The following is a 20,607-nucleotide window of genomic DNA, read 5'->3' as shown; positions in this document are numbered from 1 at the left end:
GTCTATAAGTTATTAATAAAAGGATACTATGTCACTATCATTTAATGATTTCCAAAAACAAAACATAAAATTTGATATTAAAAAACTTAAAGAAGCATATCAACAAATATTAAAAATCAGAGATTTTCAAGGTGTTGAAGGTGTATCTAATTTTGGTGCTATTTCATTGACACAAATACCTGGAGATCCAGACTCTATTAAAGGTAATAAAGCAAGGGGTGTTTTTTGGACTAAGCCAGATCAAACTGGAAAAGAAGTTATTAGAGACCAAATGATTGATGAGGCAGCTTATTCAGAATTTGTTAGTGATTATAAAGATACATACTTTAAGGAGGTAGTAGATACTTTACAAAAAAATTATAAAATCGGTCGAGTGAGGATTTTACTAAAAAAACCTAGGTCTACATTAAGTTGGCATAGAGATCCTGAACCTAGATTGCATATTCCTATAATAACAAATCCAGGCTCAATTATGGTTATAGATAATATCGCCAAACATTTGCCAGCAGATGGTTCGGTCTGGATTACCAATAATAGAAAATATCATAATGCTTTTAATGGTGGTGAAGAAGACAGGATTCATTTAGTAGCTTGTGTTTTAAATTACAAATTTAATTAAATTGAAAATTTTTATTTCATCAGATCATGCAGGCTTTGATTTAAAAAATTATATTTTTGAAGATTTAAAAAAAAAAAATTATAAGATTGATAATTTAGGCCCTTTTAGCGATAAATCTGTAGACTACCCAATTTATGCGAAAAAATTAGCTAATAAAGTGTCCAAAAATAAAACAAATTTTGGAATTCTTGTTTGTGGGTCTGGGACAGGTATGGCAATGGCTGCAAATAAAGTAAAAAATATAAGAGCTGCGGTGTGTTATAATATGAAAAATACTAAATTATCTAGATTGCATAATAACGCAAATATTATTACAATAGGATCTAGGCTAATTAGAAAAAACTTAGCTCTAAAATTAGTTAATATTTTTTTGAAAACTAAATTTGAAGGTGGTAGACACTTAAGGAGAATTAAAAAATTTTAAATATATGTCTAGTGAAAAAAAATATATAAATCCTGACTTTCAAAGCTTTTTTGAAAATAATTTATCTTCATCTGATCCAGAGATCTATAAAGCTATTAATGATGAATTATTAAGACAACAACAACATATTGAACTTATAGCCTCTGAAAATATAGTTTCGAACGCTCTGCTACAAGCCCAAGGCTCAGTTCTTACTAATAAATATGCAGAAGGCTATCCAGGCAAAAGATACTACAATGGTTGTGATCATGTGGATACAGCAGAAAGTTTAGCAATAGAAAGAGTTAAAAAATTATTTAATTGTAAATTTGCAAATGTTCAACCGCACTCTGGTGCACAGGCAAATGGAGCTGTTTTTTTAGCATTATTAAAACCAGGTGATACTATTTTAGGCATGAGTTTAAATTCTGGTGGTCACTTAACTCATGGTTCAAAAGCATCTGTTTCTGGTAAATGGTTTAACGCAATTAGTTATGAAGTAGATAAGGAAACTGAATTATTAGATTACAAAGATATTGAAAATAAAGCTATCGAATATAAGCCCAAGTTAATAATTGCAGGAGGAAGCGCTTATTCTAGAGTTATAGATTTTAAAAGATTTAAAGAAATTGCTGAAAAAGTTGGAGCCTACTTGATGGTAGATATGGCACATTTCTCTGGTCTAGTAGCTGGTAAAGGTTATCCAAATCCAGTTGACCATGCAGATGTGGTAACTTCAACAACTCATAAAGTTTTTAGAAGTGCACGAGGTGGAATAATTTTAACAAACAGAGAAGATTTATCTAAAAAATTTAATTCTGCAGTTTTTCCAGGATACCAAGGCGGGCCACTAATGCATGTGATAGCTGCTAAGGCAGTTGGTTTTTTGGAAGCGCTAAAACCAGATTTTAGAAATTATATATCTAACGTTCTTGCAAACGCTAAGATGTTAGCTGAAACATTAAAAAATAATGGATTTAAAATTTATTCTGGAGGTACGGATACACACTTAATGTTAGTTGATTTACGTCCATTTAATGTAAAAGGGAATATGGCAGCAGATAGTTTATGTAGAGCTAACATTACTTGTAATAAAAATGGAATACCTTTTGATACAGAAAGCCCAATGATTACATCTGGAATTAGATTAGGAACCCAAGCAGCAACAACAAGAGGATTTGGATTAGAGGAATTTAAATTAGTAGGTAATTTGATTACTAAAGTAATTAAAGGATTATCAACTAACCAAGAGGATAATAGTAAAGTTGAGAATGAAGTAAGAAAAGAAGTTATCGATCTTTGCTCTAAGTTTCCGATATATAAAAATTTAAAATAAGTTAAAAATGATTTGTCCGTGTAAAAAAGGGGAAACTTCAGTTGTGGATTCTAGACCAACAGAAGATGGCACAGCAATTAGACGAAGAAGACTTTGTACTACATGTGGTGAGAGATTTACAACATTTGAAAGAATTCAAATAAGAGAACTTGTTATTGTTAAAAAAAATGGAAGAAAGTCTCCTTTTGATAGAGAAAAGCTGTCTAAATCAATTTACATAGCATTAAAGAAAAGGCCAATAGATACAGATACAGTAGAAAAATTTATAACCAAAATATCCAATTCATTGGAAGAAATTGGACAAAGTGAAATTTCATCTAGCACAATAGGAACTATGGTAATGGATGGTCTTAAAAATTTAGATCCTGTTGCTTATGTTAGATTTGCATCCGTGTATAGAAATTTTAGAGAAGAAAAAGATTTCGTTCAATTTGTAGACAAGATAGATGTCTTCAAGAAACGATAAATTTTACCTAAAATTAGCTTTAAATCTGGCCAAACAAAATGAGTGTTTGACCAGAGAAAATCCTTCTGTTGGTTGTGTTATAGTTAAGAATAATAAAATTATATCACTCTCAAAAACCTCAATTAATGGAAGACCTCATGCAGAAGCGAATGCTATTCGATTAGCAAATAGAAATGATTTAAAAGACTCGACTATTTATGTAACTCTTGAACCATGTACACATCATGGAAAAACTCCACCTTGTACTGATTTAATAATTAAAAATAAAATATCAAAAATTGTATATGGATCTAATGATATTGATAAAAGAACTGCAAAAAAGCTAAAAATAGTTTTGAAAAAATTTAATATTTCTACAAAACAAGTCAAGATGAAAGAAATTACAGACTTTTATAAAAGTTACTTTTATATTAGAAAAAACAAATTACCTTACATAACTGCCAAATTAGCTTGCTCCAATGATTATTATATTTACTCAAAAAAAAATAAAAATATAACTAATGAATTATCTCGAAAAACCTCGCACTTATTAAGATATAGGAATAATGCAATACTAATCTCATCTAAAACTTTAAATAAAGATAATCCTTTTTTGGATTGTAGGATTAATGGCTTGCAAAATTTTTCACCTATAAAAATTATTTTAGATAAAAACCTAAATTATAAAAAAAATCTTAATATATTTAAAAACAAAAAAATAAGATGCATTTTTTTTTATAACTATTCGAGTAAAAAAAAATTGTCTGTACTTAAAAAAAATAAGATAAAATATTATAAAGTTAATTTAGATAAGCAAAATAATCTAGATTTTAAGGAAATTAAAAAGAAATTATTTAAATTGAATATAAATTATCTTCTAATAGAAGGTGGCAAAGAATTGACTAAATCTTTAATACAAAAAAAACATATTAATCAGTTTTTTTTGTTTAAAAGTGGTAAAAACCTAAATACAAATGGACAATTGAAGATTAAGGAAATAGTTAATCAACTAAATAAAAAATTTAAAAATAAAATGAATTTAGATGTTTACCTTAATAAGGATAAAGTTATTAACTATAGTTAATTATGTTTAATGGTATTATTTTTAATAAAGGGATTGTAAATAAGATAAAAAAAAGCACTAGAGGTGTAAATATTTTCATCAAAAGTAATCTTAAAGTTAATAAAAAAGACTTAGGTGTTTCAATATGTTGCGATGGTGTTTGTTTAACAATGGTATCTCTAAAAAACAAATTAATGGAATTTTATTTATTAAAAGAGACAATGAATAGATCTAAATTTAAAAATATTTCATTAGGTGATAAGATAAATCTTGAATTACCCTTAAAATATGGTCAGAAAATTTCTGGTCATTTATGCCAGGGACATGTTGACTGCACATCAAAGGTAAATAGAATTATTAAAAAAGGTAAATCTAGAATATATGATTTTACAATTGATAAAAAAAATTTATCATATTTAATACCTAAAGCATCTATACTTTTAAATGGTGTATCTTTGACAATATCTAAAGTTACTAAAAAAGGATTTCAAGTATGGTTAATTCCTCACAGTTTAAAACTTACAAATTTATCAGATCTTAAAAAGGGACAAATTGTCAATGTTGAAATTGATATCTTATCAAAATATATAAAAAAACATTATGGTAAAAAGTAATTACACTCCAATAGATAAAATTATAAAGTCTGCAAAAAAGGGTGAAATGTTTATCCTTGTTGATGATGAAAATCGTGAAAATGAGGGAGATTTAGTTGTTCCTGCATCATATATATCTTCTAGTAAAATTAATTTTATGGCTAAATTTGGCAGAGGATTAATTTGCTTAGCTATTACAGACAAACAAGCAAAAAAATTAAATTTATCATTGATGTCCCCAATAAATAATTCAAGAAATCAAACAGCTTTTACCGTTTCTATTGAGGCAAAAAAAGGTGTTACAACTGGTATTTCAGCCAAAGATAGGTCAAAAACTATCAAAACAGCTATTAAGGATAAGGTTAAGAAAGAAGAAATTGTCTCTCCTGGACATATTTTTCCAATTATATCAAAAGACGGTGGTGTATTAGTTAGAGCAGGACACACAGAAGCGTCTGTAGATATTTCTAAACTTGCAAATAAAAATCCATCAGCTGTTATATGCGAAATAATGAATGACGATGGTGTTATGGCAAAGGGGAGAGAGCTTTTTGATTTTGCAAAAAAGCATGACTTAAAGATTGGAAAAATTGAAGACTTGATTTCTTATAGACTAAAAAATGAAAAATTGATCAAATTAAAAAAAAAAGATCATATAACAATAAATAACCAAAAATTTTTAATTAAGGTGTTTGAAAACTTGTTAGATGGATCAGAGAATTTCGCTTTAGTCAAAGGTAAAATTAAATCTAATAAGAATATTAGGGTAAGAGTTATATCTTCAAATATTGTTGAAAATTATCTTATGGGAATAAATCTACCAAATTCTTTTAGCAAAACTTTAAGATACTTTCAAAAATTTAATAATTGTGTATTAATATTTATTAGAGATACTAACATCAAGTCTGTATCAGCAACTCTACGTGATTTGAAATCAGAAAAAATTAAAAAAAGACCAGATCAATTGATAAGGAATTATGGGATTGGTGCACAAATAATAAAATCATTAAAAATAAAAAATATGATTTTAGTTACAAGATCACCAAAAAAAGTTGTAGGTCTAGAAGGATTTGATATAAAAATTGTAAAACAAGAGATTATTAAATGAAAAAAAAAGTTCTTATAGTTGTATCTGATTATTATAAAGGTATTAGTGGGCCTTTATTAAAAAGTGCTAAAAAATATATCAATAAAAAGTCTCATTTAAAAATTATTAAAGTTCCTGGTGTTTTTGAAATACCAGTAATAATTTCAAAAAATATTAAAAAGTTTGATGGTTTCATTGCTATTGGTTGTGTAATCAAAGGAAAAACTGCACATTTTGATTTAATATCAAAATCTGTAATTGATGCGATCATGAATATAAGTATAGATAGTAAAAAGCCTGTGGGGAACTGTATTTTAACATGTTTTAATTATAGGCAAGCTTTAGCAAGAAAAAACAGGGGTAAAGAGGCTGCATTAGCTCTGAATAGCATTCTTTATAAATAAATTAATTTTAAAATGAAGCCTTTTTATAGTCCTAGAAATAACCCAAGGGTAATAATTATCCAAATTTTATATGGAAAATTTTATAATGACAATCAAAGGATAATAATTCCAAAACACAGGTTTAAAAAATTTATAAAAGATGTTGTCTTTGGTACGATAGAAAGAAATGAAGTTATAATTATGGAAATAAAAAAATATTTAGACACAGATATAAATTTTAAAAAACTTGACAATGTTTTTTTAATCATTTTAAAAAGTGCAATTTACGAGCTTTTGTACAAACCAACTACCTCCTCAAAAATAATTATAAAAGAATATTTAGATGCATCTAATTTTTTTATAGATGATAATAAAACAAAATATTTAAACGCACTACTTGACAAAATTTCAAAAAATTTAAGATTAACAAATGAATGAAAATATTTTTATTAAAAATTATTTAGCAAAATTAGTTAAAAAAAATTCAGCAGCATTAAAATTAAATGACGACGTATTTTTTGATAAAAAAAGTAAAACTGTAATATCTGTTGATACTTATGTTGAAAAAACTCATTTTCCTAGTTTTGATAACCCAAAATTATTAATTAAAAAGGTTATACGATCTTCAATATCTGATTTAATTTGTAAAGGTGTTGTTCCAAAATTTTATTTTATTTCTGGAAGTGGAAACAAAAAGTCTTTCACTAAAAAAAATATAAACAAAATAATCAGTTCATTGAAGTCTGAACAAAAAAAATTTTCTATTAAATTATCAGGTGGAGACACAGTTTATTCTCAAATAAACTCATTTACTGTTATTTCACTAGGCTTTAGCAATAAAATAGTTAAAAGAAACAATGCCAAAATTAATGATGATATATACTTAACTGGGGAGTTAGGTGATAGTTATTTAGGTTTAAAATATCTTCAAAAGAAAAACTTTGAAATAAATATTAATAAAAAATATTTTATCAATAAATTTTATTTACCAAAAATTAATTCAAATTTTTCAAAATATTTAACTAAATTTGCAAACACATCTATAGATATTTCTGATGGACTTTTAATCGATTTAAATAAAATGATTAATAATCAAAATATTTCTTATGAAATCTATTGTGATAAAATACCAATATCAAATAATTTAAAAATTTTTTTAAAAAAAAACTCTTTAGAAAAAAATAAATTTATATTTAACGGCGACGATTATCAGATCTTATTTACTGCAAAAAAATCCGATGAACAAAAAATTCAAAAAATTTCAAGAAAAACTAATACAAAAATCACTAAAATAGGAAAAATATTATCAAAAAAAAAATTTAAGTCTAAGCTATTAAATGGCGATAAAGTACTAAAATTAGCAAAAATGCCGGGCTATGAGCATTTTTTTACTTAATATTATATTGCCTTTTATGATCTATTTTGTATTGTCCGCTTTTAAAATTTAATTTATGTCAAGTAATACTGAAACAATATTAATTTACACAATCTTAGCAGGGCTTTTGTCAATTGTTTACGGTTTCTTTACAGGCAAAAGCATTCTAAGCTCAAGTGCGGGTAATCCTAAAATGCAAGAGATTGCATCCGCTATACAAATAGGTGCTAAGGCTTATTTAAATAGACAATATAAAACAATTGCAATTGTTGGAGTAGTCGTTTTAGTTATTGTAAGTTTTTCATTTAATACTTTAGTAGGTTTAGGGTATTTAATTGGCGCAACACTCTCAGGCATTGCTGGTTATGTAGGTATGTTAGTTTCTGTTCAAGCGAATGTTAGAACTGCCGAAGCATCTAGAAAAGGTTTAGCTAGTGGTTTATCAATAGCATTTAAATCTGGAGCAGTTACAGGAATGTTAGTTGCTGGATTAGCACTATTGTCAATCGCTGTTTATTATTATTTATTATTAAGTTTTAGAGTTGATGAAAGAGAAATAGTTAATGCGCTGGTAGCACTAGGTTTTGGTGCATCATTAATTTCTATATTTGCAAGGCTAGGTGGTGGAATATTTACAAAAGGTGCAGATGTTGGTGCTGATCTTGTTGGTAAAGTAGAGGCGGGTATCCCCGAAGACGACCCAAGAAATCCTGCGGTTATAGCAGATAATGTTGGAGATAATGTCGGAGATTGCGCTGGGATGGCTGCAGATTTATTTGAGACATATGCTGTTACGATTGTAGCAACTATGGTTTTGTCATCTATATTTTTTCCAGGAGACATGAGTATGATGATATATCCTCTTTCTATTGGAGGTGCTTGTATATTAACATCAATAATCGGAACTTTTTTTGTGAAATTAGGAAAAAGCAAAAATGTAATGAATGCCTTATATAAAGGTTTCGTAGTTTCTGCTTTTTCCTCATTAATAATTTTATACCCAGTTACTGACTATGTTCTAGGATTAGATAATGTTTATAATCTTAAAAACAAATCTTTCACAGGAATGAGTTTGTACTATTGTGGTATAATTGGTTTAGTAATCACTGGATTATTAATTTGGGTTACAGAATATTATACTGGCACTAATTATAGACCTGTTAGAAGTGTTGCGGGTTCATCAACTACTGGTCATGGAACAAATGTTATACAAGGGTTAGCAATATCTTTGGAAGCAACAGCGATACCTGCATTAATTATTGTTGTGGGAATACTCACAACAAATAACATTGCTGGATTATATGGTATAGCCATTGCTGTAACTACTATGTTAGCACTCGCTGGAATGGTTGTGGCACTAGATGCATATGGACCAGTGACTGATAATGCTGGTGGAATTGCTGAAATGTCGAAGCTACCTAATAATGTAAGAAAGACAACAGATGCACTTGATGCAGTTGGAAATACTACAAAAGCTGTAACAAAAGGATATGCTATTGGTTCAGCTGGTTTAGGTGCATTAGTTTTATTTGCAGCTTATACAGAGGACATTAAACATTTTTCTAAAGTAGCTGGTTCAAATTTAGAGGGAATAATTGTTACTTTTGATTTATCTAATCCATACGTAGTAGTTGGACTTCTAATTGGAGGGATGCTACCTTATCTCTTCGGTTCAATGGGAATGCAAGCTGTTGGTAGAGCAGGTGGTGCAGTTGTCATTGAAGTTAGAAGGCAGTTTAAAAAATATCCAGGTATAATGAAAAAAAAACAAAAACCTGATTATGCAAAACTCGTTGATTTACTCACGGTTGCAGCAATTAAAGAGATGATACTACCCTCATTACTACCTGTTCTTTCTCCAATTGTTTTGTACTTTGCTATTTTATTTATAGGCGGACAGGTTGCAGCACTAGCAGCTGTTGGAGCAATGTTATTAGGTGTAATTATTACAGGATTATTTGTAGCTGTTTCAATGACTGCCGGTGGTGGTGCGTGGGATAATGCCAAAAAATATATCGAGGATGGAAATTTTGGTGGAAAAGGTTCAGAGGCTCATAAAGCGGCGGTTACTGGAGATACTGTAGGAGATCCATATAAAGATACAGCCGGTCCAGCTGTCAATCCAATGATAAAAATTACTAATATTGTGGCATTATTATTATTAGCTGTAATTGCTGTATAATTAACGCTTAATGAATATATTTTAGTTTCCTTGTTTTCTTTTTTTTTGTCTAATACCTAGAGGATCATTAACTCTTTGTCTTAAACTAGATAAAAAATTATATACAAAGTTTCTTTTTTTCATACTTTCTGATCGTTGATTATCAAATTTTAAATTTTTCATATCTTGAATATTATAGAAATCCTTTTTAGCTAGAATACCTTTATCATCTATTTCTAAAACCATCACATTATTTACTATTAATTGTCTTTTACCAAAAAAATGCGTATTTGATATTTTTCTCTCTATATATATCCAAACATCATTATCAAAAGTGCTTTTGGTTGAGGGTTCACCAAAAATACTTAAGATATCATTAACATTTGTCTCTGACACAATTATTTTCTTTTCTTTTTTGTCTAAATAATAGACACCGTGATGATCATCAACTAAATTTAAAGAACAATTTGATATTAAAAAAAAAAGAGATATATAAAATAATAATTTCATGAATTCAGAATATATTAATATATATAATAATTTAGTTAATCTCTCTAGAAATAAAAATCTTTTTTTTAATTTTACTGAAAAAGATACTTTTTCAGATAGATTATTAATATTCTTTTTTCATTTAGCTTTTTTTTTTAAGTATTTTAAATCAAAGATTAATCAAAAATATATGCAAAATTTTTATGATTATGTTTTCAGGCAAATCGAACTTGATATAAGAGAGATTGGATATGGTGATCAAACTGTGAATAAAAAGATGAAAACTTATGTAAATTTACTATATTCAATTATTAATAAATTTGAAAATTGGGAAAAGTCTAATTTTGATGAAAAAAATACAGTATTAAAATATTTTATAGAAATTAATGATAATAACGAAAATTTTGTTGATTATTTTATAAAGTATACAAAATATTTATCAAAAACATCTTTAAATTCATTTACAAAAAGTGTAATAAATCATAAATTTTAAACTATGGCAGTTCCTAAACGTAAAACAACTAAATCTAGATCTGGTAAAAGAAGATCTCACATTAAATTTGTAGGTAAAAATATTGTTGAAGATAAAAAATCTGGTGAATATAGATTATCGCATCATATCGATTTGAAGACTGGCGCCTATAAAGGTAGACAAGTTTTAGATCCCAAGGAATAATTTTTTATGTCAGAAAATATTAAAATTGCAGTTGATGCAATGGGTGGTGAAAATTCTCCAAAAAAAGTTATTGAAGGTATAATTGTAAATCATAAAGAAAATAGTAACATTTCTTATAATATATTTGGAGACTTAGAAAAAATAGAACCTTTATTACCAAAAAATTATAACAAAAAAATATTTAATATTGTAAACACTAAAAACAAAATCCTAGATACTGACTCTCCTTTATCTGCTGCAAAAAAAGGAAAAGATACAAGTATGTGGTTAACAATTCAAAGTGTTAAAAATAATGAGTCAGATATTGCTATATCCGCAGGAAACACTGGAGCTCTTTTCGTTATATCAAAATTAAACTTAAAGATGATTAAAAATATTGATAAGCCTGCTTTAGCTGCTTTATGGCCTAATAAAAAGAATTTTAATATTGTATTGGACCTTGGTTTAAATATTGAGTGTAATGAAAAAAATTTAATAGATTTTTCCATTATGGGATCTTCATTATTTAAATCTTTGTATCCAAATGATAACGCTACTGTAGCCCTTCTAAATATTGGTTCAGAAGAATTAAAAGGTAACGAAGTGATTAAAAAAGCATATCAGAATTTACAAAAAGAAGTAAATAAAAATTTTAACTTTTATGGTTATATCGAAGGTAACCATATTATGGATGGCAAAGCAAATGTAATAGTTACAGATGGTTTTACTGGCAACATTGCATTAAAAACAGCTGAGGGTACAGCTGATTTCATTATTAAAGAATTTAAGAAGTCAATGACTTCAAATTTTCTAGGTAAAGTTTCTAGTCTAATCAACATTAAGAATTTAAATAAAATCAAAAAGAAACTTGATCCTAGACTTTATAATGGAGCTATATTAATAGGACTAGATTCACCTGTTGTTAAAAGTCACGGATCAACAGATCACATTGGTTTCTCCCATTCTTTAAATGTTTGTATTAAAATAGTTAAAAACAATTTAATACAAAAAATTAAAGAAAATATTATCAAATGAGAATAAATTTAACAAAAAAAGATATAATAAATTCTATGTACATAAAGCTAGGATTTTCGAAAAGAATATTAAATACAATTCTGGATGATATTCTTTACACAATAGTTGAAAATTTAAAAAAAAATAAAAAAGTAAAAATTTCTAACTTTGGCACATTTGAATTAAGAAAAAAAAAGAAAAGAGAAGGCAGAAACCCAAAAACAAAAGAAAAAAAATTGATATCTGCTAGAAATGTAGTTTTGTTTAAAGCCTCGAAGGATTTTAAAAAATTTGTTAATATAAAAAATGAATAATAAATTAAAAGAATCATATAAAACTATTAGTGAAGTTGTTAATATATTAAATACCAACAATCCAAATAAACAAAATAATCAATCTCACACTATTAGATATTGGGAAAAACAATTTAAACAAATCAAACCAATTAAAATTAATAACAGACGTTATTATGATTATAAAAATATAAATATACTGTTAAAGATACAATACTTACTTAAAAATCAAGGAATGACTATAAATGGTGTTAAAAAGATATTAAGTAGAAGCAATTTTAATATTGACGAAAAAGAAAAAAAAATTATAAGTTCGTTAGATATTAAGTTCAGATTGAATAAAATTAACAATTTGTTAAAAAGTATTAAAAAAAATTAAATGGCAAAAAAATCACATATCAAAGTTAGATTAGTACCAGAGGCTAAACCTGACAGCGCTTTCTATTATTACGTAAAAAAGCCCTCTGGTGGTGAGAAAGCTAAGGTAAAATTAAAAGCCAGGAAATACAATCCCGTTACAAGAAAACACGAAGTTTTTATAGAAAAAAAATTACCACCTCACAGTAAGTAATTATTTTTTCCTTTTTTTAAAGTTTCTGTACTCATAATCAACAAAAGCGTAAATCATATTTTTCCAAATTCTGTTACTTATTTTTGGGTCAATACCTTTTTTTAGTGATTTGCTTTTAATATTTTTAAGAATTATCTTTATTCTTTTTTTATCTATAATTTCATTCTTATACTCTTTTAACAAAAGAACATTCTTTACATGACTTGCTCTTATTTTAATTAAGTTTAGCAACTTATTATCTATTAAATCTAATTTTTTTCTTAAAATTAACAATTTTTTTTTATTATTAGGCGACATTTATTCTTTTGGAATTTTATTAAGATATTATATCTATTTAATCATGTACTTAAATAATAAAAAAACAAACCAATATTTATATTATTGGTTAGTTGCAATGTTTATACTGGTTTCTAGCATAATTATTGTTGGCGGTTTGACTAGGCTGACAGACTCGGGTTTATCTATAACAGAGTGGGAACTTTTTAGAGGTTTTTTGCCACCTTTATCAAATTTCGAATGGGAAAATTATTTTAGTTTATATAAACAAATTCCAGAATACAAATTACAAAATTTTAATATGAGTTTAAAAGAATTTAAAGTTATATTTTGGTGGGAGTGGGCACACAGATTTCTAGGCCGAATAATAGGAATATTTTTTTTAATACCAATGATTTATTTTGTATATAAAAAAGGGTTCTCTAAAACCAGATCGCTTTTTTTAATATTTTTTTTAATTTGTTTTCAAGGTTTTCTTGGCTGGTTCATGGTTTCGAGTGGATTAGTAAATAGAGTTGACGTAAGTCATTTTCGATTATCATTGCATTTAGTTACTGCCTTTATAATTTTATCATTAATTTTATGGCAAATTTTAAATTATAAATATAAATGCGAAATTATTGAACAATCCATTGGATATAAACTCCCTTCAATATTTTTATTTATAGTTTTTTTACAAATTATATTTGGAGCTTTTGTTTCAGGAATGGATGCTGGTAAAATTTACAACACATGGCCATTAATGGGAAATAATTACTTTCCTGATGATAATATTTTTTCTAATCTTTTTCAATTTGCTGCATTAAGTGATCCTTCTTTAGTACAATTTATTCATAGAAACCTAGCGTATTTAATAATGATTATATTTTCGATTATTTTATATTTTGTAATTAAAGATAAATTATTAAATTTTTATAATATTATAAAGTTATTGGGTTTGGCTTTAATATTTCAAATAATTTTAGGAGTTTTGACAATATTAAATGGTGCACAAATGTTTTTAGCATCTATGCACCAAATTGGATCAATAGCCTTAATAAGTATTAGTGTTTATCTATTATTCTTCAACAATAGAAAATTAACTAACAGCTTTTAAACTTGGTTTACCAGATGCATCTAAAGCTTGTTTTAAGTCAGCTATTATATCGTCAGGATGCTCAATTCCAATCGATAAACGAACATATCCTGGTGTAACTCCTGCTGCCAATAGCTCTTCTTCAGTAAGTTGACTATGTGTAGTAGTCGCAGGATGTATAGCTAAGCTTCTTGCATCTCCTATGTTTGCCACATGATAAAACATTTTAAGTGCTTCTATAAATTTTTTACCAGCTTCAACACCGCCTTTTACTTCAATGCCTATTAATGCGCCATTGCCACCAGAAAAATATTTTTTCGTTCTATCTCCAACAGCACCTTTATGAAGTGTAGGGTAAATTACTCTTTCTACATTTTTATGTTTTGTTAAAAAATCAACAGCTTTTTCTGCATTAGAGCAATGTTGTTTCATTCTTAATGGCGCGGTCTCCAATCCTTGTATAATTCCCCATGCATTATCTGGTGCTAGAGGAGCCCCTAGGTCACGTAATAAACAAACTCTAGCTCTTACAGCAAAAGAAACATTCGCTCCCGTTAATTGTGGAACTACTTCTCCCCATTTTGCTCCACCATAACTCATATCAGGTTCATTAAATAAAGGCTGCCTTTTTGGATCTGCTGTCCAATCAAAATTACCACCATCAACTAAACAGCCACCAATAACAGTACCGTGTCCGCCGATAAATTTCGTTAAAGAATGAACTACTACTGCTGCACCATGATCTAAAGGTTTGCAAATAATCGGTGCCGCCGTGTTATCCATTATTAATGGTATATTATGTTTTCTTCCAATATCAGATACTTCTTTGATTGGAAAAACTCTCAATGCCGGGTTTGGCAATGTTTCTGCGTAAAAACATCTTGTTCTCTCATCGATTGCTTTTTCAAAATTTTTAGGATCTGAAGGGTCGGCATATCTTACCTCTATACCTAATTTTTTTAAAGTATGCGTAAAAAGATTTACAGTTCCACCATATAAATCTGTTGAACTAACAAAGTTGTCTCCAGCTTGACAAACATTAACAATTGCAAATGTTGATGCAGCTTGACCAGATCCGACTGTTACGCATGCTAATCCATTTTCTATCGCAGCCACTCTTTTTTCTAATACATCATTTGTTGGATTCATTATTCTCGTATAAATGTTTCCAAATTCTTTTAATGCAAAAAGATTTGCGGCATGACCAGTATTATTAAATTGATAGGAGGTTGTTCTATAAATTGGAACAGCCACAGCCGTTGTTGCTGGGTCACTTCTGTATTCACCTCCGTGCAATGCTATTGTTTCTGGATTTTTTGATTTACTCATAATTTACTCCTTTTTTTGTGTTTTGCTTATGGTGGTTCACAATAAAGTTCAAACACCCATTTAAAACCCTTTTAGGGTATCATAATGATAATAGATATAACAAGCTAAATATAATAATTTGACAATGTAATATTATTAAGTATTAATCCGCCTCAATATGACGAAGTTTGTTAAAAAAGACGAAATCAATTCTAAGTGGTATGAAATCGACGCTAAAAATGCTGTCGTTGGTAGATTGGCTACAATAATCACAAAAATATTAAGAGGCAAGAATACAGCTAAATTTACACCACACATGGATCATGGTGATTTTGTTGTTGTGAAAAATATTGAACACATAAAATTCACAGGTAACAAATTTTTAAATAAAAAATATTACAGACATACTGGCTATCCAGGAGGAATAAAAGAAACAACTCCAGAAAAAATTAGTGTAAAAAAACCTGAGGAAATTTTAAAGTTAGCAGTTAAAAGAATGCTGCCTGGTGGACCTCTAGCAAAAAAACAACTTTCAAAACTTAAAATTTATATTGGCGAAAACCATCCACACTCAGCGCAAAATCCTGAAATTATAGAAGTTAAAAATTTAAATAATAAAAATATAATAAGAAATTAAAATGAGACAGGCACCAAATATTGAAAATTTAAATTTTAAAGAAAGCAAATATGCTACAGGAAGAAGAAAAAAATCAATCGCTAAAGTTTGGTTAAAAAAGGGAACAGGCATAATAATAGTTAACGGGAAAAATTATGAAGAGTATTTTAAAAGAGTAAATCACAAAAGTGAATTAACCAAACCATTTGAAATAATAAATCAAACAACATCATATGACGTAAAATGTTCAGTCAAGGGAGGTGGTCATAGTGGACAAGTAGGCGCTATGATACACGGCATTTCAAAAGCATTATTACAGTTTGACTCCACTTTAAAACCAACACTAAAAAAAGAAAAACTTACCACAAGAGACTCTAGAGCTGTTGAACGTAAAAAATACGGTCATAGAAAAGCTAGAAGAAGTTTCCAGTTTTCTAAAAGATAATATCTTTTTAAATTTCAACTGTTAATATAATAAATATGAATCGTCTTAATGTTTTAGTTGCAGGGTCTACTGGTTACATAGGTATCCAACTTGTAAAACTTTTATGCAAACATAGATATATTAAAATTAAATATCTTTGTGGGAACTCATCGATTGGAAAAAAAATACATTTTTACGATAAAGAACTAAAAAAATATAATTTACCAAAGATTATTAAGATTAATTATAAATATTTTAAGGAAGTTGATGTTATTTTTACAGCTTTGCCAAATGGACAAAGTCAAATAATTGCAAATAACTTAGATAAGAAAAATGTGTTGATAGATCTGTCAGCTGATTTCAGAATTAAAAAAGTAAATATTTATGAAAAATTTTATAAAATTAAACATAAATCGAAAAAACTGTTGAATGAAAGTGTATATGGTTTATCTGAATTAAATCAAAAATTAATAAGAGATAAAAGAGTTATTGCTTGTCCTGGTTGCTACCCAACTTCAATAATCATCCCGTTATTTCCTTTATTTAAAAAAAGATATTTAAAAAATAATAACTTTATTATTGACTCCAAATCAGGATATTCAGGTGCTGGTAGATCAATATTGAAAAAAAAAAAAGATATGAATTTATTTAAAACATTAAGTGCATACGGTATCTCTAAACATCGGCACAATGCTGAGATTGATCAAGAACTATCTTTTTTATCAAAAAAAATAAGATTTAATTTTACACCTCATATTTTACCTATGTTTAGGGGAATTTTATCAACAATATATGTTGAAAAAGAAAAGACGATAAGTACTGAAAAAATTGTAAAATTTCTAAAGGAATTTTATAAAAAACATAAATTTATTCGTATTAATAAAAGAAATGCACTTATTGGTACTAAAAATGTAATAAATACTAATTATTGTGATATTTCTGTTTGTGAAACAAGAAATAAAAATAGATTAGTGATAATATCTACTATTGATAACCTGATAAAAGGGGGTGCAGGTCAAGCAATACAGAATTTGAATATTAAGTTTGGCTTTAAAATTGATGAAGGTTTGATTTAATGCGAATTTTATTACTTATTATTTTCATAATTTTATTATCGTGCAGTTATAATAACACTGACGATAATTCTATAAAGATTGATATTAGTGACAACTTAACATTTGATGAGTTTAAAGAATTAATAGAAAAAAAAGGATTAGAAAAAGATTATCCTGATATAAACAAATGAAAAATAATATAAATATTGCTGTTGTAGGATTAGGTCAAATTGGGAATTACCTTTTAAATGAGCTAAAAACTAAAAAAAAAGAGATAAAATTACTAACTGGCAAAGATATAAATGTTATAGCTATATCTGCCAAAAATAAAAATAAAAAAAGAAAATTTAAAATTAATAAAAAGATTTTTTATAAAAATCCGTTTAAAATTTTAGATAATAAAAAAATAAATATTTTATTTGAATGTATTGGTCAATCAGACGGCATATCGAAAAAAATTGTTGAAAAAGCACTCAATAATAAAATACATGTAATTACACCAAATAAAGCATTAATATCAAAACATGGTGATTATTTAAGTAAAATTGCAGAAAACAAAAAAGTAAATCTTGAATTTGAAGCATCTGTAGGAGGAGGAATACCAATATTAAGAACTATAAAAGAAGGCTTATCAACAAATGTAATTACAAAAGTCTATGGAATATTAAATGGTACATGCAATTATATTTTATCAGAGATGGATAAGACTAGTGATAATTTTAGAGACGTATTAAAAAAAGCACAATCTTTAGGATATGCGGAACCTGGTGATCCAAAATTAGATATAAATGGTTACGATACCTTGGCAAAAGTAAGAATTTTATCTTCTCTGGCTTTTAAAAAGAAAATTTCTAGAAATAATCTGCTTATGGAGGGCATTGAATTTATTGAACCAAAAGATTTTGAGATAGCAAATCAATTAAATCTCAAAATAAAGTTATTAGGTATAACAGAAATTATAAACAACAAATTATTTGAGAGAGTTCATCCATGTTTAGTTAAAAAGAAAAGCTATATTGGTAATGTTGATGGTGTTATGAATGCGATTATATTAGAAGGTAAGCCTGTAGGTGAAAGCATATTACAAGGGGAGGGTGCTGGACCAGGGCCCACATCATCTGCTTTAATGTCAGATCTTCTTTCTGTCTTAAGAGGTAATATTAAAAATCCGTTAGGGGTATCTAGTGATAAAAGGAAATTTATCTCTCCATTTAATATTAATAACTATGAAAATTCTCTTTATCTAAGATTTGAGGTTAAAGATAAACCTGGTGTACTTTCTGAAATAACAAAAAGTTTAGCAAAAAACCACATATCCATTCAAAGAATGATACAAATACCTGACAATAAACTTAAAACTGCATCTATAGTAATTATTACTCATAAAACTAAACAACTTAATTCAGATAATTGTCTAAAATCATTAAAAAAAAACAAAAAGATTCTTAAGAGGCCTGTGTTATTAAGACTTTTTAATTGATGAATATATTATTTCACTGTCCATCAAAATTTGATTTAAATTCAATTGGTAATAGCAAATTAGGCGGCATAGAAACTCTTAACTTAGAACTATGCAAAAATCTTTCATCTAAATATTATAATATTTATCTTTCGACCATATGTAAAAAAGTAATTAAAAGAAAAAATTTAACAAATCTTCCAATATCTAAATTAAAGAAAGAAAATCATAATTATCATTTTGATTATATAGTAAGTTCAAATGATCCAAATATTTTTAATTTGTTTAGAAATTCAAAAAAAATATTATGGATGCATAATACTTTAGCAATTGAAAAAGCTTTAAGAAAAAAAAAATTGTTATCGATTCTGAAAAATAAGATAACTGCAGTTTTTGTAAGTAAATATCTTGAAAGAAAGACTTCAAATTTATATTTTTTTAATAAAAAAATTATTATACCTAATTTCTTGTCAAATAAATTCATTATAAAGAAATATAGTTATAAAAGAAAAAATAATTTTATATGGTCTGTACAGAGAGAAAAGGGGTTAAAAGAGACCTTAGATGTATGGATAAATTATATTTATCCAAAAAGTAAAAAAACCAAATTATTTATTTTTGGTATTGATAACAATAAATTTAGAAAATTAAAAAATTATTACAAAAAATATAATATTTTTTTTTTTGGTAGAGTTAAAAAAGAAAAATTAAGAAAAGTTTATAATCAGTCATTAGCAATGATTTGTCTTGGTTACGACGAAACTTTTTGTCTTAATGCTATTGAAGCTAATGCGTGTGGATTACCAGTTATTACTTTTGGAAAAACTGCTCTAAAAGAATTAATTAAGAATAATTATAACGGTTTAATTGTAAAAGATTATAAATCTCTTTCTTTAAAGATGATTAATTTAATGAATAAAAAAGATAAAATTAAAAAGAAATTTATTTTAAATTCTATTTCTAATTCAAAAAAGTATAATTTTGAGATAATTAAAAAAAAATGGATAAATTTATTAAGTAAATAATGAGTATTTTTAACGATATTACATTAATAATCGTATCTTATAACAGCTATAAGTTAATAAAAAAGAACTTAAATCAAATTCAAAAATTCAAAACTATAATTATTGAAAATTCTGTGTCGAATCAAATTCAAACTATAATAAAAGATATTGATAATATCAAATATATAAAAACCGATAAAAATTTAGGTTATGGACTAGGAAATAACTTGGGTGTAAAAGAATGTAACACACCCTTTGTCTTAATATTAAGTCCAGATATAATGGTAGATCCTAATTCTATACAAATTTTATATAACAAATTTTTTAAATACCAAAATGTAGGTATTTTAGCACCAAGTTTGTTTGATCAAGAGGGGAAACGAAGATCTAATGGTAATATTTCACATATCAAAAAGAATAAAATTTTAAAAAAAAATCTATTAAATGATAAAAAAGCTGAAGGCGACACTTGTTATGAATTTATTGTTGGGTGTTCTTTTTTAATAAAAAGAGATTTTTTTGAAAAAATTGGTGGCTTTGATAAAGATTTTTTTATGTATTTTGAAGATAATGATTTGTGTGACAAAGTCATTTCGAATAAAAAATCTATAATAGAAATTCCAGATTCTAAAATGATACATTTGCAAGGATTGTCATCTGAATTGACGTTCTTCCTCAAATGTAAATTGTCAATAATTCATAAAATTTCTGAATATATTTATTATAGTAAAAAAACCAGTTTTCTATATTTATACAAAAAAATTATAATTAATTTTTTTGATTACCTTCAGAGGTTTTTAATTAATCTTATAAAATTAAATTTTAGGAAATCTTTTAAAAACTTATTGCGTATTGTATCTATTTTTTTGTTTTTGTCTAAATTATATTTAATATTATATTAAT

At 26.8% G+C, this 20,607-nt stretch carries 28 protein-coding genes and 1 riboswitch; of the genes, 25 read left to right on the top strand and 3 right to left on the bottom strand.

Features of this window, described 5'->3' with window-relative positions:
* The first annotated feature begins 28 nt into the window (after window positions 1-28).
* From AMN80_RS03130 to AMN80_RS03080, 11 genes are read left to right on the top strand one after another with little or no spacing between them, the layout of a single operon-like run.
* Window positions 29-619, top strand: a complete 591-nt coding sequence (locus AMN80_RS03130) for an aspartyl/asparaginyl beta-hydroxylase domain-containing protein (RefSeq protein ID WP_075520533.1) — start codon at window positions 29-31, stop codon at window positions 617-619.
* Between the two features lies 1 nt (window position 620).
* Window positions 621-1,043 (top strand): ribose 5-phosphate isomerase B, encoded by a 423-nt coding sequence (gene rpiB, locus AMN80_RS03125; RefSeq protein WP_075520532.1) that lies wholly within the window; start codon window positions 621-623, stop codon window positions 1,041-1,043.
* A 4-nt stretch (window positions 1,044-1,047) separates the two neighbouring features.
* The gene (gene glyA / locus AMN80_RS03120) at window positions 1,048-2,358 is read left to right on the top strand and encodes a serine hydroxymethyltransferase (protein WP_075520531.1); all 1,311 of its coding nucleotides are present in this window, start codon (window positions 1,048-1,050) and stop codon (window positions 2,356-2,358) included.
* A 7-nt stretch (window positions 2,359-2,365) separates the two neighbouring features.
* Window positions 2,366-2,824, top strand: a complete 459-nt coding sequence (nrdR, locus tag AMN80_RS03115) for a transcriptional regulator NrdR (protein WP_075520530.1) — start codon at window positions 2,366-2,368, stop codon at window positions 2,822-2,824.
* Entirely contained in the window at window positions 2,805-3,887 is a 1,083-nt protein-coding gene (gene ribD, locus AMN80_RS03110; protein ID WP_075520529.1) for a bifunctional diaminohydroxyphosphoribosylaminopyrimidine deaminase/5-amino-6-(5-phosphoribosylamino)uracil reductase RibD, read from the top strand. The genes nrdR and ribD overlap by 20 nt, the downstream gene beginning before the upstream one ends.
* 2 nt (window positions 3,888-3,889) lie before the next feature.
* The gene (locus AMN80_RS03105) at window positions 3,890-4,480 is read left to right on the top strand and encodes a riboflavin synthase (RefSeq protein WP_075520528.1); all 591 of its coding nucleotides are present in this window, start codon (window positions 3,890-3,892) and stop codon (window positions 4,478-4,480) included.
* Window positions 4,467-5,567 (top strand): 3,4-dihydroxy-2-butanone-4-phosphate synthase, encoded by a 1,101-nt coding sequence (gene ribB, locus AMN80_RS03100; protein ID WP_075520527.1) that lies wholly within the window; start codon window positions 4,467-4,469, stop codon window positions 5,565-5,567. The genes AMN80_RS03105 and ribB overlap by 14 nt, the downstream gene beginning before the upstream one ends.
* Window positions 5,564-5,950: a 6,7-dimethyl-8-ribityllumazine synthase gene (ribH, locus tag AMN80_RS03095; RefSeq protein ID WP_075520526.1), complete on the top strand. Its 387-nt coding sequence runs from the start codon at window positions 5,564-5,566 to the stop codon at window positions 5,948-5,950. Before ribB ends, ribH begins: the two co-directional genes overlap by 4 nt.
* Window positions 5,951-5,962: 12 nt before the next feature.
* Window positions 5,963-6,367, top strand: coding sequence for a transcription antitermination factor NusB (locus AMN80_RS03090; protein WP_075520525.1), 405 nt, complete (start codon window positions 5,963-5,965; stop codon window positions 6,365-6,367).
* Entirely contained in the window at window positions 6,360-7,325 is a 966-nt protein-coding gene (thiL, locus tag AMN80_RS03085) for a thiamine-phosphate kinase (RefSeq protein ID WP_075520524.1), read from the top strand. Before AMN80_RS03090 ends, thiL begins: the two co-directional genes overlap by 8 nt.
* A gap of 55 nt (window positions 7,326-7,380) precedes the next feature.
* On the top strand, window positions 7,381-9,486 hold the full coding sequence (locus tag AMN80_RS03080) for a sodium-translocating pyrophosphatase (RefSeq protein ID WP_075520523.1): 2,106 nt from the start codon (window positions 7,381-7,383) through the stop codon (window positions 9,484-9,486).
* A gap of 21 nt (window positions 9,487-9,507) precedes the next feature.
* Here the strand turns inward: AMN80_RS03080 and bamE are convergent, their stop codons facing one another.
* Entirely contained in the window at window positions 9,508-9,975 is a 468-nt protein-coding gene (gene bamE / locus AMN80_RS03075) for an outer membrane protein assembly factor BamE domain-containing protein (protein WP_075520522.1), read from the bottom strand.
* On the opposite strand from bamE, the gene AMN80_RS03070 reads away from it, so the two are divergent.
* The 6 genes from AMN80_RS03070 to AMN80_RS03045 are packed head-to-tail and all read left to right on the top strand — an operon-like array spanning window position 9,974 to window position 12,487.
* Window positions 9,974-10,447, top strand: coding sequence for a ubiquinol-cytochrome C chaperone family protein (locus AMN80_RS03070; RefSeq protein WP_075520521.1), 474 nt, complete (start codon window positions 9,974-9,976; stop codon window positions 10,445-10,447). The two genes, bamE and AMN80_RS03070, sit on opposite strands and share 2 nt — an antisense overlap.
* 3 nt (window positions 10,448-10,450) lie before the next feature.
* Window positions 10,451-10,630 (top strand): 50S ribosomal protein L32, encoded by a 180-nt coding sequence (gene rpmF / locus AMN80_RS03065; RefSeq protein ID WP_075520520.1) that lies wholly within the window; start codon window positions 10,451-10,453, stop codon window positions 10,628-10,630.
* A gap of 6 nt (window positions 10,631-10,636) precedes the next feature.
* On the top strand, window positions 10,637-11,644 hold the full coding sequence (gene plsX / locus AMN80_RS03060) for a phosphate acyltransferase PlsX (protein ID WP_075520519.1): 1,008 nt from the start codon (window positions 10,637-10,639) through the stop codon (window positions 11,642-11,644).
* Window positions 11,641-11,937, top strand: a complete 297-nt coding sequence (locus AMN80_RS03055; RefSeq protein WP_075520518.1) for an HU family DNA-binding protein — start codon at window positions 11,641-11,643, stop codon at window positions 11,935-11,937. Before plsX ends, AMN80_RS03055 begins: the two co-directional genes overlap by 4 nt.
* Entirely contained in the window at window positions 11,930-12,295 is a 366-nt protein-coding gene (locus tag AMN80_RS03050) for a MerR family transcriptional regulator (protein WP_075520517.1), read from the top strand. The genes AMN80_RS03055 and AMN80_RS03050 overlap by 8 nt, the downstream gene beginning before the upstream one ends.
* The gene (locus AMN80_RS03045) at window positions 12,296-12,487 is read left to right on the top strand and encodes a 50S ribosomal protein L33 (RefSeq protein WP_075520516.1); all 192 of its coding nucleotides are present in this window, start codon (window positions 12,296-12,298) and stop codon (window positions 12,485-12,487) included.
* On the opposite strand, the gene AMN80_RS03040 is transcribed toward AMN80_RS03045, so the two are convergent.
* Window positions 12,488-12,784, bottom strand: coding sequence for a chorismate mutase (locus AMN80_RS03040; protein WP_075520515.1), 297 nt, complete (start codon window positions 12,782-12,784; stop codon window positions 12,488-12,490).
* 43 nt (window positions 12,785-12,827) lie between these two features.
* Here AMN80_RS03040 and AMN80_RS03035 point away from each other — a divergent pair, with 43 nt between their 5' ends.
* Window positions 12,828-13,859 carry a COX15/CtaA family protein gene (locus AMN80_RS03035; RefSeq protein WP_075520514.1) on the top strand — a complete coding sequence of 344 codons (1,032 nt, stop codon included), beginning with the start codon at window positions 12,828-12,830 and terminating at the stop codon, window positions 13,857-13,859.
* Here AMN80_RS03035 and AMN80_RS03030 read toward each other — a convergent pair.
* Complete coding sequence (locus AMN80_RS03030; RefSeq protein ID WP_256997981.1) at window positions 13,842-15,167, bottom strand: O-acetylhomoserine aminocarboxypropyltransferase/cysteine synthase family protein; 1,326 nt, start codon at window positions 15,165-15,167, stop codon at window positions 13,842-13,844. The two genes, AMN80_RS03035 and AMN80_RS03030, sit on opposite strands and share 18 nt — an antisense overlap.
* A 3-nt stretch (window positions 15,168-15,170) precedes the next feature.
* A riboswitch (SAM riboswitch) is annotated at window positions 15,171-15,234 on the bottom strand.
* Between the two features lie 90 nt (window positions 15,235-15,324).
* On the opposite strand from AMN80_RS03030, the gene rplM reads away from it, so the two are divergent.
* From rplM to AMN80_RS03000, 7 genes are read left to right on the top strand one after another with little or no spacing between them, the layout of a single operon-like run.
* Window positions 15,325-15,783, top strand: a complete 459-nt coding sequence (rplM, locus tag AMN80_RS03025) for a 50S ribosomal protein L13 (RefSeq protein WP_075520512.1) — start codon at window positions 15,325-15,327, stop codon at window positions 15,781-15,783.
* Between the two features lies 1 nt (window position 15,784).
* A complete protein-coding gene (gene rpsI, locus AMN80_RS03020) occupies window positions 15,785-16,207 on the top strand; it encodes a 30S ribosomal protein S9 (RefSeq protein ID WP_075520511.1) in 423 nt (140 codons plus the stop codon).
* Window positions 16,208-16,242: 35 nt separating this feature from the next.
* A complete protein-coding gene (argC, locus tag AMN80_RS03015; RefSeq protein ID WP_075520510.1) occupies window positions 16,243-17,262 on the top strand; it encodes an N-acetyl-gamma-glutamyl-phosphate reductase in 1,020 nt (339 codons plus the stop codon).
* Window positions 17,262-17,432: a hypothetical protein gene (locus AMN80_RS05545; protein WP_179850276.1), complete on the top strand. Its 171-nt coding sequence runs from the start codon at window positions 17,262-17,264 to the stop codon at window positions 17,430-17,432. The genes argC and AMN80_RS05545 overlap by 1 nt, the downstream gene beginning before the upstream one ends.
* Complete coding sequence (locus AMN80_RS03010) at window positions 17,429-18,721, top strand: homoserine dehydrogenase (protein ID WP_075520509.1); 1,293 nt, start codon at window positions 17,429-17,431, stop codon at window positions 18,719-18,721. Before AMN80_RS05545 ends, AMN80_RS03010 begins: the two co-directional genes overlap by 4 nt.
* A complete protein-coding gene (locus tag AMN80_RS03005) occupies window positions 18,721-19,725 on the top strand; it encodes a glycosyltransferase family 4 protein (RefSeq protein ID WP_075520508.1) in 1,005 nt (334 codons plus the stop codon). The genes AMN80_RS03010 and AMN80_RS03005 overlap by 1 nt, the downstream gene beginning before the upstream one ends.
* Window positions 19,725-20,606 carry a glycosyltransferase gene (locus AMN80_RS03000; protein ID WP_075520507.1) on the top strand — a complete coding sequence of 294 codons (882 nt, stop codon included), beginning with the start codon at window positions 19,725-19,727 and terminating at the stop codon, window positions 20,604-20,606. Before AMN80_RS03005 ends, AMN80_RS03000 begins: the two co-directional genes overlap by 1 nt.
* Window position 20,607: the final 1 nt, after the last annotated feature.

Source organism: Candidatus Pelagibacter communis, from assembly GCF_001179985.1.
GTDB classification, from domain to species: domain Bacteria; phylum Pseudomonadota; class Alphaproteobacteria; order Pelagibacterales; family Pelagibacteraceae; genus Pelagibacter; species Pelagibacter ubique_J.
Note: the sequence above shows the minus strand (reverse complement) of the source record. Positions and strands in the feature narration are given on the sequence as shown.